Genomic DNA, 15,074 nt, shown 5'->3' on the forward strand with positions numbered 1-15,074 from the left:
AATATTTAAATTAATATATACATATACTACGAAAGTCATTATATTCAAATCCCAAACATGAAAAAGAAGGTTACCCTAAAACAAATTGCCAGAGAATTAGACGTTTCCATTTCTACTGTTTCTAAATCTTTGAGAAATAGCCCAGAAATAGGAGAGGAAACCAGGCTAAGAGTTCAGGCTTTTGCCAAATTTTATCATTATAAACCCAACAATATTGCACTAAGTTTAAAAAACAGAAAAACAAAAACTATAGGAATTATAATTCCAGAAATCGTTCATCATTTTTTCTCAACAGTAATTAATGGCATTGAAAGGATTGCTAATGAAAATGGCTACAGCGTAATCATCTGTTTATCTGACGATTCATTTGACAAGGAAGTATTAAACATGGAATTACTTGCTAATGGAAGTATCGATGGATTTATCATGTCCTTATCTAAGGAAACCCAACAAAAAAAAGATTTTCACCATATTACTGAAGTAATTAATCAAGGAATGCCTGTTGTAATGTTTGACAGGGTTACTCAAGATATTAATTGCGACAAAGTAATTATAGATGACGAATTAGCGGCTTATGAAGCCGTTCAAAGTTTAATTGATAAAGGAAGAAAAAACATTGCACTAGTGACAACGGTCGATTACGTAAGTGTCGGTAAACTAAGAACGGATGGTTATACAAAAGCTTTGCTTGAAAATGGTTTGCCTTTTGAAGAAAATTTGATCATAAAAATTGAAAATGTCGATAATTGTGAAATAAAAATAGGAAAGCTATTAGAAGATAAAGCTATTGATGCTGTTTTAGCAGTTAACGAATTATTTGCCGTTACTATCATAAAAATAGCCAATAAAATGGGATTAAAAGTTCCTGACGATGTAGCCGTTATCGCTTTTACTGATGGTATTATTTCTAAATATTCTACTCCAACTATCACAACTGTATCACAAAACGGAATAGAAATGGGAAATATCGCAGCAAAAGTACTCATCGAAAGATTAGAAGAAGTGCATAATGAGAAAGAATTTGATGAAGAGGAAGAAGAGGAAATATACAAAACCGTTGTAATTGAAACACATTTGATAGAAAGAGAATCCACTCAATAAAAAAATCAATTTTAATAGCAATATTAATATTCAAAAAAGTTGAAATTGATATTGCCATTGTTTTTTGCTATTACTCTTGATTTTAAAACTTATCAAACTATTTCGTTGTAGTCTCTTCAAATTCAACAAAATCTAAAATCTAAAATCTAAAATCTAAAATCTTTATTATATTTACAGCATTCAAAACTTTTACTTTTACTTCGAAAAATAAGTTTAGTTTTGATAAGCAAGGCGCTTATCGTACATTCATTTAAAATACGATAATGGAAAAGCGTAAATTAAGTTTCTGGCAAATTTGGAACATGAGTTTCGGATTTCTAGGAATACAAATGGGTTTTGCACTGCAAAACTCAAACGTTAGTAGAATATTTCAAACACTAGGTGCAAATATTGACGACATTCCCATTTTATGGGTTGCCGCACCTTTAACAGGGTTAATTATCCAGCCTATTATCGGATATTTTTCAGATAGAACTTGGACAAAATTAGGCCGAAGAAAACCTTACTTTTTAGTAGGAGCTATTCTTGCTTCTGCCGCTTTGTTTATTATGCCAAACTCTCCTTTTCTTTGGTTTGCAGCTGGAATGTTATGGATTATGGATGCTTCTATTAATGTTTCAATGGAACCATTTCGAGCTTTTGTTGGAGACAATTTACCCGATTCCCAAAGAACAACTGGTTTTGCAATGCAAAGCTTTTTCATTGGAATAGGTGCTTATTTCGCCTCAAAACTTCCATTAATTTTTACCCATTTGGGAGTTAACAATACTGCTCCGCTTGGAATTATTCCAGATTCTGTAAAATATTCTTTTTATTTTGGAGGAATCGTATTTATTATAACTGTATTATGGACCGTTATATTCTCAAAAGAATATTCTCCTGAAGAATTAGCCGCTTTTGAAAAAAGCAAAGAAAGGGTTTTCCAAAAAGAAACCCATTCATCTGAATGGTATTTGGCAAATGCTAAATCACATTTAAATAAAGGTGTTTTATTTATAGTAGTAAGTCTCTTATTTTCATTGATTATCTATCAATTTGATCTAAAAAAAGATTTATATGTTTTGTCATTAGGTCTAATTGGCCTTGGCGGATTAGCCATGTTAATCTCTGGATTAATGCAAAAATCGAATAAAACTGAAAATGGTTTTATTACTATAATGAATGATTTTCAGTTTATGCCAAAAATCATGAAACAATTGGCTTGGGTGCAATTCTTTTCGTGGTTTGCGCTTTTCTCTATGTGGATTTACACCACACTTGCTATAACTCAGCATATATATAAAACAGTTGACACTACATCCGAAGCTTACAATACTGGCGCAAATCAAGTAGGCGAAATGTTTGCTAATTACAATCTAATCGCTGCAATAGCCGCATTTATACTACCTGTATTGGCGAAATACACCAGTAGAAAATTTACCCATTTTGCTGCCTTAGTTTGTGGTGGCTTAGGATTAATTTCTGTTTATTTTATTACCGAACCTACAACATTTACAATAGAATGGCTTCCTATGATAGGTGTCGGAATTGCTTGGGCAAGTATTTTATCTATTCCTTATGCCATGCTTTCAGGCTCATTACCTTCCGATAAAATGGGATATTATATGGGTGTTTTCAATTTCTTTATAGTAATTCCACAATTAGTTGCAGCCTCAATATTAGGATTTCTTGTATCCAAATTTTTCAACAATGAGCCGATTTATGCTCTATTGATTGGTGGCGCCTCTATGATACTTGCCGGAATTATTGCCCTTACCATTACTGATACTGATGAAATTAAAATTAAATCAAATGATTAAAAAAGCTTTTATATTCGACCTTGACGGAGTAATTGTCGACACAGCAAAATATCATTTTCTAGCTTGGAAAAAAATCGCCAACGAACTTGATATTGATTTCACATTGGAACACAATGAATTATTAAAAGGCGTGAGCCGAGTACGTTCTTTAGATATCATCCTAGATATCGGAAAAATTGAAGCTTCGCAAGCAGATAAAAACAAATGGCTCATTCAAAAAAACGAAGATTATCTTTCCTATTTGGTCGATATGAATCAAAGTGAAGTTTTGCCAGGAGTAATGCCTATTTTAAACTATTTGAAAGAACAAAATCAATTAATTGCATTGGGTTCTGCCAGTAAAAACGCAAGACCAATATTAGAAAAAACTGGCACTTTATCCTTTTTTGATGCCATTGTTGACGGTAATGATGTTACTAATGCAAAACCCGACCCTGAAGTTTTTCTAATTGCTGCTCAGTTATTAGGAGCTAAACCAGAAGATTCAATTGTATTTGAAGATTCTGTTGCTGGAATTCAAGCGGCAAATATTGGCGGAATGCTCAGTATTGGAATTGGTGACAAAGAGACCCTTCATGAAGCCCAATATATCTTTAACGATTTCAATGAAATTGACACGATTTTTATCGATGAATTAATAAGAAAAAAGTAAAAAAAACTTTAACCTTTTAAACAAAATAAAAAATGAACCAAAATTATATAAAACCAGACAATTGGTCCATCATTGAAGAAGGATTTGATGTAGAAAGTGTGAAATCGTCCGAAAGTCTTTTCAGTATTGGAAATGGCGCCATGGGACAACGCGCTAATTTTGAAGAAACATACACCGGAGAAAGCTTTCAAGGAAGCTATATAGCAGGAATTTATTATCCTGATAAAACAAAAGTAGGTTGGTGGAAAAATGGCTATCCAAAATATTTTGCAAAAGTCCTAAACGCTCCTAATTGGATTGGTATCGACGTTGAAATCAATGACGAAAACCTTGATTTGAAAACCTGTACGGAAGTGAATAACTTCCGTCGCGAATTGAATATGAAAGAAGGCTGGTACAACCGATCCTTTGATGCTACATTGCAAAATGGAACCGAAATTTCGGTGACTATTCGTCGTTTTTTGTCCTTAGATTTAGACGAAGTCGGTGTAATCAATTATGAAATCACTCCTGTAAATAAAGATGCAAAGATAGTTTTCAAACCTTATATAGACGCAGGAATTCATAATGAAGACACCAACTGGGACGAAAAATTCTGGGAAACTCTGGAAGTAAAAAGAACAGGAAATGAAGGTTTTGTCACTGCCCAAACATTAAAAACCAATTTCAAGGCAACAACATTTATGCAAAATAACATTTTCATAGATGGAAAAAACGGAAACATTTCACCTTCAAATATTAAAACAGGTACTGATAAAATTCAATTTTCATTCGATGTTATTATTGCTCAAGGTCAAAAAACATCCATTCAAAAAATTGGTGGCTACACCGTTTCTCTTAACCATAATGACACGTTAAATGCAGCTGAAACTGTTATAAAAACAGCATTGGCAAAAGGATATGACCAAATGTTAGCCGAACAAAGCGATGCTTGGGCTAAAATTTGGGAAATGTCTGATATCACAATTGATGGTGATGTAAAAGCACAGCAAGGAATTCGTTTTAATATTTTTCAGTTAAACCAAACTTATTTAGGAAAAGACTCTCGATTAAATATTGGTCCAAAAGGGTTTACTGGCGAAAAATATGGTGGTTCGACTTATTGGGATACTGAAGCGTATTGTATTCCTTTTTACATGGCGACCAAAGATCAGCAAGTAGCCCGAAATTTATTGACATATCGTTACAATCAGCTAGATAAAGCCATAGAAAATGCCGAGAAAAATTTAGGTTTCACAAATGGAGCTGCACTTTATCCTATGGTAACAATGAATGGTGAAGAATGTCACAACGAGTGGGAAATCACTCATGAAGAAATACACCGAAACGGCGCCATTGCTTTTGCTATATATAACTATTATCGTTTTACAGGCGATTACAGTTATATTCCTGAAAAAGGGTTGGAAGTCTTAATTGGAATTGCTCGTTTTTGGCATCAAAGAGCCAATTTTTCCAAAGAAAAAAACCAATTTGTTATACTTGGAGTTACGGGACCCAACGAATACGAAAACAATGTAAACAATAATTTCTACACAAATTTTATTGCAAAATGGTGCATCGACTATACATTCGAACAAATTCAAAAAGTCGCTTTGGAATATCCATCAGACCATAAACGAATCGTCGAAAAAGTAAAATTGTCCGATGCTGAACTACAAGATTGGAAAAAAGTTTCTGGAAATATGTACTTTCCAAAATCTGAAAAATTAGGAATTTATCTGCAACAAGATGGCTTTTTGGACAAAGAATTAGTGTTAGTAAAAGACTTGGATAAAAGCCAAAGACCTATTAATCAAAAATGGTCATGGGATAGAATCCTACGTTCTCCTTATATTAAACAAGCCGACGTATTACAATGTTTTTATTTCTTTGAAGATCATTTTTCAAAAGAAGAATTACAACGCAATTTTGAATTCTATGAGGCATTTACAGTTCACGAAAGTTCCCTTTCTCCTTGCGTGCACTCTATTCAAGCGGCCAAGTTAGACAAAATGGATATGGCCTATACCTTTTATTTAAGAACCTCAAGATTAGATTTAGATGATTATAACAAAGAGGTCGAAGAAGGTTGTCACATTACTTCAATGGCAGGAACTTGGATGAGTATTGTAGAAGGTTTTGGCGGAATGAGAGTCAAAGATAACACACTTCATTTTTCTCCTAAAATCCCAAAAGAATGGACAGGTTATACTTTTAAAATTAACTTTAGAAATCAAATTTTAAAAGTTATTGTTAATCATACTAAAACACAGTTTGAACTCGAAGGTACAAAAAATATGACACTTTTTGTAAATGGAGAATCTGTTTTGGTAAATGCAAATTTACTAACTAATGCTTAATTAATAATTTGCTCATAAGCAACTAAGAAAATTAAGTACGTTCTTATTTTCTTAGTTGCCTTATTTTTATTTAAAAAGGTTTCTCTGAAATTAATCATTTATCAAATGAAAAAGATAATTTTACTTCTTATCATTACAACTACTACTATGTTTGCTCAAATTGAAAAAATAGAACCTCCTTTTTGGTATGCAGGAATGCAAAATCCTGAATTACAAATTATGTTTTACGGAAAAAACATAGCTAAATATCAGGTTTCAGTTTCCAATTCGATTACTATACTAAATGTTAAAAGAACTGAAAATTCAAACTATATTTTCATTACAATAAACACTAAAAATGTTACCGCCACAGAATTTATTTTTACTTTCAAGGAGAAAAATAAAGTAGTTTTTACTCAATTATATTCTCTAAAAAAACGAAGAGAAAACTCAGCGCAACGACTCAGTTTTGATGCCTCAGATACGATGTATTTGTTGATGCCAGATCGCTTCTCAAACGGGAATCCCAATAATGACAGTGATGCTTTAATGACTGAAAAATACAATCGAGAATTGCCAGGTGGAAGACATGGTGGGGACATTCAAGGCATTATCAATCATTTAGATTACATACAGGACTTAGGCGCAACAACTATTTGGAGCACACCGCTTTGCGAAGATAATGAAGCTGCATATTCCTATCATACTTATGCACAAACAGATGTTTATAAAATTGATCCACGTTATGGGACCAATGACGATTATGCGCGATTAGCATCTGAAATGCACAAGAGAAAATTGAAATTAGTAATGGATTATGTGACCAATCATTGGGGAAAAGAACATTGGATGATGAAAGATTTACCCACTCCAGATTGGATTCATCAGTTTGAAAATTATACTCAAACCAATCATAAAAGAACCGTTATTCACGACACACATGCATCGAAAAGTGACACTAAAATATGTATGGAAGGATGGTTTGCTCCTACGATGCCAGATTTGAATCAAAATAATCCGTTAGTATTAAACTATCTTACACAGAATGCAATTTGGTGGATTGAATTCGCCAATTTAGATGGTTTTAGAGTGGACACCTACAATTATGCTGAACCAAAAGCCATTGCTAAATGGACTAAAGCTATAACGGATGAATACCCTAACTTTAATATTGTTGGCGAAATATCGATGCGAAATCAAGCCCAACTTTCGTATTGGCAAAAAGACAGCCCCATTGGAAAAATTCAAAATTTCAATTCCAATTTGCCGAGTATAATGGATTTTATTCTATCCGATGCTCTTTTGACCATTTTCAATGAAGATGGCAATTGGGAAACAGGAATGATCCGAATCTACGACAATTTAGCCAATGATTTTTTGTATCCAAATGTAAATAATTTGCTAATTTTTGCTGAAAATCATGATACACATCGTGTCAATCATGTGTATCTAAATGACATTCAAAAATACAAAATGACTATGGCTGTTCTTGCTACAGTTCGAGGAATTCCACAATTGTATTATGGTTCCGAAATTGGAATGACCGGAAACAAAGACAGTGGTGACGCCTATATCCGACAAGATTTTCCCGGCGGATGGGAAGGCGATACCATTAATGCTTATACTAAAAAAGGCAGAACTGATGGTCAAAACGAATATTTCGATTTTACCCGTAAATTATTTAATTGGAGAAAAACAAAATCAGTCGTACATTTTGGAAAAATGACCCATTATATTCCAGAAAACAATACCTATATCTATTTTCGATATGATAGCAATGACAGCGTGATGGTTTTATTCAACAACAATAGTGAAACAAAATCTATTGCTACCGATCGTTTTGAAGAAAATTTAAAAAACTATACCATTGGAAAAGATGTCATTTCTGAAAAAATAATTGATATAACAAAAGATATTATTTTGGAACCAAAATCGGTTTTAATACTCGAATTGAAATAATAGATTAACTCCTACCAAACCTGAAACTTTATAAAATCCTATCAGGTTTAAAATCATTTTAAATGAAAAAAATATTTTTCTTATTATTTATAACTTCGCTTTCCTTTGCCCAAAATGCAAACAGAAAATTCATCAGTTGCAAAGAAAATAAAGGCATTTTAGAAATCTCAACTTCTGATGGTTTCTATTTGATAAAACCCTATTCTGATAAAATTATTGAAACCTCTTTTATTCCAAAGGGACAAAGTTTCAATCCAATTTCTGAAGCTGTCGTTTTAACTCCAAAAAAGAGAGCTTCAAAGGTTTCCGAAAATAAAAAATCAATTACACTTTCAACTTCTGGAATTGTAGTTTCCATCCAAAAATTCCCGTTTCAAATTTCTTATTTCAATCAACAAAAACTGTTGTTTTCAGAGAAAAACGGTTATTCTAAAAAAGACAATAATGAAATACTAGATTTCAACATTGACTCTTCCGAAGTACTTTATGGTGGTGGCGAACGCGCTTTGGGAATGAACCGCCGTGGAAATCGTTTGCAATTATACAATCGTGCCAGTTATGGCTACGAAACGCATGCTGACTTAATGAATTTCTGTATTCCGATGGTTTTATCCTCAAAAATATACGCGGTTCATTTTGATAATTCCGCTATTGGTTACTTAGATTTAGACAGCAAAAAAGACAATACATTAGAATATGAAACGATTTCTGGCAGAAAAACCTACCAAGTAATTGTAGGCGATTCTTGGACCGATTTAATTTCTAATTATACTGATTTAACCGGAAAACAACCTTTACCTGCAAGATGGACTTTGGGAAATTTCTCCAGTCGTTTTGGGTATCATTCGCAAGAAGAAGTCGAGAAAACAATCAAAAAATTTGAAGATGATAAAATTCCTGTCGATGCCATAATCCTAGATTTATATTGGTTTGGCAAAGAAGTAAAGGGAACAATGGGGAATTTGGCTTGGGATAAAGACAAATTTCCACATCCAACAAAAATGATTGCCGATTTGAATGCTAAAGGAGTGAAAACGGTGCTAATAACGGAACCATTTGTCTTAACTACTTCCAGTAAATGGCAGGAAGCAGTTGATAAAAAAATCTTGGCAACGGATGACAAAGGGAATCCATTTCAATATGATTTCTATTTTGGCAACACTGGTATCATAGACATATTTAAACCTGAGGGAGCATCTTGGTTTTGGAATATTTATAAAAACTTAATCAATCAAGGTGTTGGTGGCCTTTGGGGAGATTTGGGTGAACCCGAAGTATTTCCATCTGAAGCTAGAACTGCAGCTGGAAAAGCAGATGAAGTTCATAATATTTATGGTCACAACTGGGCAAAATTAATTGCAGAAGGTTATAAAAAAGATTTTCCAAAGGTACGTCCGTTTATCTTGATGCGCGCTGGATTTTCTGGCTCGCAACGTTTTGGCATGATGCCATGGTCTGGTGACGTGAGCCGCTCTTGGGGTGGATTGCAATCCCAAACTGAGATTGCACTGCAAATGGGAATGCAAGGAATGGGCTATATGCACTCCGATTTAGGTGGTTTTGCTGGGGATTATTTCGACAATGAATTGTATATCCGTTGGTTGCAATATGGAGTTTTTCAACCTATTTTTCGACCACATGCGCAGGAAGATGTTGCTTCGGAACCTGTTTATAAAGATATAATAACCAAAGCCAAAGCCAAAAAACAAGTGGAATTGCGTTACCAATTATTACCTTATAATTACACCTTGGCTTTCGAAAACAGTCAAAAAGGAACACCATTAATGCGTCCATTGTTTTTTGAAGAACCTAATAATCCGAAATTAGCTACCGTTTGCGAAAGCTATCTATGGGGAAATGACTTTTTGGTTACGCCAATTACAAAACCGGGTATAACTTCAACTACTATCTATTTTCCTAAAAACAACAATTGGTATGATTTTTATACGGACGAAAAACAAATGGCTGGAACTACTGCAACTGTTTCGGTTGTTGAAGACCATATTCCAGTTTATGTTCGTGGTGGCGCTTTTATTCCAATGATAAAAACAATCCTAAACACATCGAAATATTCTTTAGACAACTTTGATTTGCACTATTATTTTGATGCAAAAACTACAAACAGTTCAGGAAACCTGTACAATGATAATGGGACAACTACTTTTACTTTCGAAAAAGGAGAATATGAACTATTAAATTTCAATGGCAATTTCAATGGTAATGGCAAAGTAATTGTCCTGAAATTGGATTCAGAAATTGGAAAAAACTTTCAATCTGCTGACAAAAATGTAAATTTGATCATTCACAATATAAAAGCCAAAACCATTACTGTCGATGGAAAAATTGTAGCATTCAAAGCAAATAAAAACACAGTTGAAATTCCTGTTTCATGGAAAAAAGGAACTGGTGTTGAAATAAAAATACAACTATAAAAAAAAACGTCAAACCATTTAGAAAATTAAGAAATAGATAATGAACCTTAATTCTTTAATGATATTTTAAAAAAAAATCTATGAAAAAATTAATCTTGCTTTTAACTATTTCTCTTTTATTCACAAGCTGTTCTTCAACAAAACAAAATAAAAGTGAAACAAAAACCCCATTCGTTTGGGAAAATGCCAATGTCTATTTTCTATTAGTGGACCGGTTTAATAATGGGGATAAAACCAATGACCACACCTATAACAGAAATAAACCAGCAGATAAATTGCGAGGTTTTGAGGGTGGAGATATTAGAGGTGTAATTCAAAAATTAAACGAAGGTTACTTTGAAAAATTAGGAATTAATGCTATTTGGATGACGCCAATTGTAGAACAAATACACGACGGAGTCGATGAAGGAACAGGTTACACATATGCATTTCATGGCTATTGGGCAAAAGATTGGTCTGCTTTAGACCCTAATTTTGGAACAAAAAAAGATTTAGCTGAATTAGTCCAAAAAGCACATGCTAAAGGAATTCGGATCATGCTTGACGCTGTTATCAACCATACAGGACCTGTAACTGAGGAAGATCCTGCATATCCTGATGAGTGGGTTCGTACTACTCCAAAATGCACCTACAAATCATATGACACTTATATTAATTGCACTTTAGTTGATAACCTCCCGGATGTTAAAACCGAAAGTAATGAGAATGTAGATTTACCTCTAATGCTCATTGAAAAATGGAAAAAAGAAGGTCGTTATGAAAAAGAAGTCGCTGAGTTAGACGCCTTTTTCAAAAAAACAGGCTATCCAAGAGCACCAAGATATTATATTATGAAATGGTTGTCCGATTATATAACCAACTATGGAATTGACGGTTATCGTGTGGATACCGTGAAACACACTTATGAAAATGTTTGGGCCGATTTTTCAGTAGTTTGCAAAAATGCTTTTACTGAATACAAACAAATAAATCCAAATAAGGTATTAGACAACAATGCTTTTTTCTTGGTTGGAGAAGTGTATGGTTATGGCATTAAAGCTAAGCAATGGTATGATTTTGGAGATAAAAAAGTAAATTATTTCGAAAACGGATTCAATGGATTAATCAATTTTGATTTCAAAGGCGATGCCAATAAATCGTATGAAGAAATCTTCTCAAAATATTCGACTATTTTAAATTCAGAATTAAAAGGCTTGACCGTAATGAATTATTTGACCTCACACGATGATGGTACTCCTTTTGATAAAAAGAGAGAAAAAACCATCGAAGCAGGAACTAAACTACTGCTAGCACCTGGAATTTCGCAAGTGTATTATGGTGATGAAAGTGCTCGATCACTTGAAATAGCAGGCACTACAGGTGATGCAACCTTACGATCGATGATGAATTGGGCTGCCATAAAGACAAATCTTACAACTCAAAAAGTACTATTGCATTGGCAGAAATTAGGCAATTTCAGAAAAAAACATCCTTCAATTGGAGCAGGAATTCATCAAGAAATTACAGCAAGTCCTTATGTTTTTAGCAGAACTTATACTAAAGATAACTACACAGATAACGTAGTTGTTGGATTGGACTTAGCAATTGGAGAAAAAGAGATTTCAGTGGGAGCTATTTTTAAAGACGGAACTAAAGTAAGAGATGCTTATTCTGGAATATCAACTGTAGTTTTGAATGGAAAAGTTAGTATTGATACTGAATATGCTATTTTGTTACTGGAAAAATAAACTAGAAATCAAAGAATTTACACCTATTCGCAAAGCTCTCAAAGTAAATTAACGCTTTGAGAACTTTGCGATTTTTCTTTAATATATTTACATTAAATTAAATGAAATGAATAAAATTCTCAAAATAGCTCACCGTGGCGCTTCTGGTTACGAACCTGAGAACACCTTAATTTCCTTTCAAAAAGCAATTGATTTGAAAGCCGATGGCATTGAGCTCGATGTGCATTTAAGTTCAGATGGTGTATTAATTGTTATGCACGACGAAACCATCGACCGAACCACAAACGGTAGAGGAGAAGTGAACAAAATGTCTCTAAAAGAATTGAAAGCTTTTAAAATTCACAATTCTAAAGAAATTCCAACTTTAATCGAAGTTTTCGATATGGTCAAACAACACTGTTTTATCAATATTGAACTCAAAGGAATTGGCACTGCGAAACCCGTTATCGATTTAATAAGTTTTTATAGTAAAGAAAAAGGTTGGCATCACGATAATTTCCTTATTTCCAGTTTTGATTGGAAAATGTTAGAAGAAACTAGATTGTTAAACCCGAATATTCGAATTGGTGTTTTGACTGAAGAGTCTATTGAAGAGGCGTTGGCTTTCGCCAAAAAAATAAAAGCCTATTCCATTAATCCCGATTACACATTGCTAACAAAAGAAAATGTAGCTTTGCAACAAGAAAATGGCTTCCAGGTTTTTCCTTGGACAGTGAACTCTGAAGAAGCAATTTTAAATATAAAATCATTCAAAGTAAACGGAATCATTTCTAATTTTCCTGATAGGATTTAATTTTAAACCATTAAGAAAGTTAAGTAAATTAAGTTTTATTGTAAATAATCAGATTGTTGACTAAAAAAAGTATTTCGAGTTTTTTAAACAACTATTTATTTTAAACCATTAAGAAAGTTAAGTATGAATGTAAATAATTTGATTGATGACTAAAAAAGAAATAACGCAATTATCTTATGAAATTATTGGATTTGCCATAAAAGTTCACAAAAAACTAGGTCCAGGTTTGTTGGAGAAAATTTATGAAGAATGTTTAAAATATGAACTAGAAAAAAACGGGTACAATGTTAAACAACAAATAAATATAGAAATCGATTATTATGATTTAGAACTATCAAATCCATTGAGATTGGATTTATTAGTAAATGATTGTATCATCGTCGAGTTGAAAACAGTTGAAAAATTTCACCCAATAGATGAAGCCAAACTATTAACTTACATGAAACTATTAAGTATTCCGCAAGGATTACTCATCAATTTTAATACTACCAACATATCAAAATCTACCAAACCATTAATAAATGAATATTTTTCCAGACTTGCTGACGATTAAATTTAATAAACCTTAACTCTCTTAATGGTTTAAAAATAATTAACGTTTTTGTTACAGTACTCGCAGGCAACCATACTTAACAAATCTAAAGTCACTTAATTGTTTAAAAAATATTTCACAATACTCACACACAACTAAACTTAATTTTTCTTATATTTCTTAATGGTCAAAGAAAAGTAAAACTTAATAAATAGAAACTCTTAAAGGTTTAAAAAATATTTCAAAATACTCACACACAACTAAACTTAATTTTTCTTATATTTCTTAATGGTCTAAGAAAAGTAAAACTTAATAAATAGAAACTCTTAAAGGTTTAAAAAATATTTCAAAATACTCACACACAACTAAACTTAATTTTTCTTATATTTCTTAGTGGTTTAAGAAAAGTAAAACTTAATAAATCGAAACTCCTAAAGGTTTAAAAAATGAACTCAAATTTTGACATACTAATTATTGGTGGTGGAGCTGCAGGGTTTTTTACGGCAATCAATATTGTAGAAAAAAATCCAAAATGTAAAGTAGCTATTCTTGAACGCGGAAGTGAAGTCTTATCTAAAGTTCGTGTTTCTGGAGGTGGAAGATGCAACGTTACTCACGCCTGTTTTGAACCCAATGAGTTGGTGAAATTTTATCCCCGTGGCGAGAAAGAATTGCGAGGTCCTTTCCATCAATTTTGTTCAGGTGACACCGTAGAATGGTTTAATAATCATGGAGTCGAACTTAAAATGGAAGCCGATGGCCGAATGTTTCCTGTTTCGAATTCATCGCAAACTATAATTGATTGTTTTCTTCAAGCCACCCAAAAACTGGGCATTACAGTATTAACTGGGCAAAGCGTGCAATCTATTTTCAAAAAAGACAACTTGTGGAAAATTGAAACTCAAAACGAAAATTATATCACCGAAAAATTAATTCTTGCCACAGGAAGCAACCCAAAAATATGGGAAATGTTACAAACTTTTGGCCACGCCATCGTAAATCCCGTTCCTTCCCTGTTTACATTTAATATCAAAGATGCTAGAATTAAAGAATTGCCTGGAGTTTCGGCACAAGTTTCAATAAAAGTAAAAGACAGCAAACTTACCTCAACAGGTCCTTTATTGATCACACATTGGGGAATGAGTGGTCCTGCGATTTTAAAACTATCTGCTTGGGGTGCACGAATTTTATCCGAAAAAAAATATCAGTTTACTATTTTTGTCAATTGGTTGAATGATAGTGATTCTGAGGAAATTGAGCAGCAATTAAAAAAATTAAAACAAGAACAAGCTAAAAAAATGGTTTCCAAAAAATCACCATTTGATCTCACCAATCGTTTGTGGGAAAGTTTAGTCTTAGCATCTAATATTCAAGAAGAAACTAAATGGGCGGATTTGTCTAAAGTTCAAATTCAAGCTTTATCTAATCAACTTACAAAAGGAATTTTTCAAGTAAATGGCAAAAGTACTTTTAAAGAAGAATTTGTCACGGCAGGAGGTATTGACTTAAAGGAAATTAATTTTAAAACCATGGGAAGCAAACTGCACGAAAACCTCTACTTTGCAGGGGAAATCGTTAACATAGATGCAATAACAGGAGGATTTAACTTTCAAAATGCTTGGACAAGTGGTTTTATTTTAGCGAATGCAGTATAGTATTTTTTGTATATTTATTTAGTAAAGTTTTGATACAAACATCTTAATAAAATTATTTCATTCTGAATTTTATTAGTTTTAGTATTGAGACGTGATTTGGAATTCA

Annotated in this window: 10 protein-coding genes; all 10 read left to right on the plus strand. The window is 32.8% G+C overall.

Annotated features, from left to right (window positions below):
- Positions 1–57 precede the first annotated feature (57 nt).
- The 10 genes from E0F76_RS00545 to E0F76_RS00590 all read left to right on the plus strand — a co-directional run bounded on the left by E0F76_RS00545 (position 58) and on the right by E0F76_RS00590 (position 14,968).
- On the plus strand, positions 58–1,101 hold the full coding sequence (locus E0F76_RS00545) for a LacI family DNA-binding transcriptional regulator (RefSeq protein ID WP_132000389.1): 1,044 nt from the start codon (positions 58–60) through the stop codon (positions 1,099–1,101).
- A gap of 263 nt (positions 1,102–1,364) precedes the next feature.
- Positions 1,365–2,900: an MFS transporter gene (locus E0F76_RS00550; protein WP_132000390.1), complete on the plus strand. Its 1,536-nt coding sequence runs from the start codon at positions 1,365–1,367 to the stop codon at positions 2,898–2,900.
- Positions 2,893–3,552, plus strand: coding sequence for a beta-phosphoglucomutase (gene pgmB, locus E0F76_RS00555; RefSeq protein ID WP_132000391.1), 660 nt, complete (start codon positions 2,893–2,895; stop codon positions 3,550–3,552). Before E0F76_RS00550 ends, pgmB begins: the two co-directional genes overlap by 8 nt.
- Positions 3,553–3,584: 32 nt before the next feature.
- Positions 3,585–5,891: a glycoside hydrolase family 65 protein gene (locus tag E0F76_RS00560; protein ID WP_132000392.1), complete on the plus strand. Its 2,307-nt coding sequence runs from the start codon at positions 3,585–3,587 to the stop codon at positions 5,889–5,891.
- 105 nt (positions 5,892–5,996) lie between these two features.
- Positions 5,997–7,829 carry a glycoside hydrolase family 13 protein gene (locus tag E0F76_RS00565; protein ID WP_132000393.1) on the plus strand — a complete coding sequence of 611 codons (1,833 nt, stop codon included), beginning with the start codon at positions 5,997–5,999 and terminating at the stop codon, positions 7,827–7,829.
- 62 nt (positions 7,830–7,891) lie between these two features.
- Complete coding sequence (locus tag E0F76_RS00570; RefSeq protein WP_132000394.1) at positions 7,892–10,261, plus strand: glycoside hydrolase family 31 protein; 2,370 nt, start codon at positions 7,892–7,894, stop codon at positions 10,259–10,261.
- 80 nt (positions 10,262–10,341) lie between these two features.
- The gene (locus E0F76_RS00575) at positions 10,342–11,988 is read left to right on the plus strand and encodes an alpha-amylase family glycosyl hydrolase (protein WP_132000395.1); all 1,647 of its coding nucleotides are present in this window, start codon (positions 10,342–10,344) and stop codon (positions 11,986–11,988) included.
- 106 nt (positions 11,989–12,094) lie between these two features.
- Positions 12,095–12,781: a glycerophosphodiester phosphodiesterase gene (locus E0F76_RS00580; protein ID WP_132000396.1), complete on the plus strand. Its 687-nt coding sequence runs from the start codon at positions 12,095–12,097 to the stop codon at positions 12,779–12,781.
- 145 nt (positions 12,782–12,926) lie between these two features.
- Positions 12,927–13,334: a GxxExxY protein gene (locus E0F76_RS00585; RefSeq protein ID WP_132000397.1), complete on the plus strand. Its 408-nt coding sequence runs from the start codon at positions 12,927–12,929 to the stop codon at positions 13,332–13,334.
- A gap of 425 nt (positions 13,335–13,759) precedes the next feature.
- Positions 13,760–14,968, plus strand: coding sequence for a BaiN/RdsA family NAD(P)/FAD-dependent oxidoreductase (locus E0F76_RS00590; RefSeq protein WP_132000398.1), 1,209 nt, complete (start codon positions 13,760–13,762; stop codon positions 14,966–14,968).
- The last annotated feature ends 106 nt before the right edge of the window (positions 14,969–15,074 follow it).

Source organism: Flavobacterium cellulosilyticum (assembly GCF_004349355.1).
GTDB classification, from domain to species: Bacteria; Bacteroidota; Bacteroidia; order Flavobacteriales; family Flavobacteriaceae; genus Flavobacterium; species Flavobacterium cellulosilyticum.

Bases quoted from the DNA above. Each gene is read 5' to 3' on its own strand.
- E0F76_RS00560 (WP_132000392.1), top strand. From the start codon at position 3,585: ATGAACCAAAATTATATAAAACCAGACAATTGGTCCATCATTGAAGAA.
- E0F76_RS00575 (WP_132000395.1), top strand. From the start codon at position 10,342: ATGAAAAAATTAATCTTGCTTTTAACTATTTCTCTTTTATTCACAAGC.
- E0F76_RS00550 (WP_132000390.1), top strand. From the start codon at position 1,365: ATGGAAAAGCGTAAATTAAGTTTCTGGCAAATTTGGAACATGAGTTTC.
- pgmB (WP_132000391.1), top strand. From the start codon at position 2,893: ATGATTAAAAAAGCTTTTATATTCGACCTTGACGGAGTAATTGTCGAC.
- E0F76_RS00580 (WP_132000396.1), top strand. From the start codon at position 12,095: ATGAATAAAATTCTCAAAATAGCTCACCGTGGCGCTTCTGGTTACGAA.
- E0F76_RS00570 (WP_132000394.1), top strand. From the start codon at position 7,892: ATGAAAAAAATATTTTTCTTATTATTTATAACTTCGCTTTCCTTTGCC.
- E0F76_RS00545 (WP_132000389.1), top strand. From the start codon at position 58: ATGAAAAAGAAGGTTACCCTAAAACAAATTGCCAGAGAATTAGACGTT.
- E0F76_RS00565 (WP_132000393.1), top strand. From the start codon at position 5,997: ATGAAAAAGATAATTTTACTTCTTATCATTACAACTACTACTATGTTT.
- E0F76_RS00590 (WP_132000398.1), top strand. From the start codon at position 13,760: ATGAACTCAAATTTTGACATACTAATTATTGGTGGTGGAGCTGCAGGG.
- E0F76_RS00585 (WP_132000397.1), top strand. From the start codon at position 12,927: ATGACTAAAAAAGAAATAACGCAATTATCTTATGAAATTATTGGATTT.